Below are 606 nucleotides of genomic sequence, written 5' to 3' on the forward strand. Positions count from 1 at the left end.
TATACGTTCGATTATGTGACAGTGTGAGCCAGAAAGTTCTCGCCGTCAAAAACTGTCACTTAACCCGTCATTTAGTCTAAGACCTGCAAACGGCCATTCAGGCTCGTAATGTGACAAAAACTCCGGCGGGATGCCCTCCTTGGTGAACGTGGCGCGCAAACGTTCCAGGGATTCGGGGTCGCGTCGCCCGTAGGACGCCAGTGTGAACAGCAAGCGGGCCGTCTCCGGGTTGTGTCGCGCTTCAATGATGGCCTCATCGATGGCCTGGGCTGCTCGTTGCCAGTGGTTGATGGGTTCCGGCTTCGGCACCTTCGCCGGCAGGCCGTTGGTGAAACCAGTGTGCGGCTCCGTCTGAAACAGCGCGGCCTGTTCCCCGCGCGGGATCAGCGCCTTTGACTCGATCAGCGTGATGGCGGTGGCCGCCGCCTCCAGCATCTGCCACTGCACCGCCGGGGCCAGAATCTCGTAGGGACGCCACAGACTCTGCCCGGCGCGCAGCGGATGGCCGCAGCGCTCCCAGACATGGCGGATGCTCGCCGAGCAACTGCCGCAGTGCGAGAGCGGCGTGTTCAGCTCATCAAGCAGGGTGCGCAGCAGCCGGAACCA

General features: G+C 62.4%; 1 pseudogene. It reads right to left on the reverse strand.

The features are described from left to right. Positions 1 to 45: 45 nt before the first annotated feature. Positions 46 to 606: pseudogene (locus JJD74_RS30640) on the reverse strand (TniQ family protein); the annotation flags it as partial.

Origin of the sequence: Pseudomonas sp. MF6776 (assembly GCF_016613125.1) — a bacterium.
In the GTDB taxonomy this organism is placed as follows: domain Bacteria; phylum Pseudomonadota; class Gammaproteobacteria; order Pseudomonadales; family Pseudomonadaceae; genus Aquipseudomonas; species Aquipseudomonas iridis.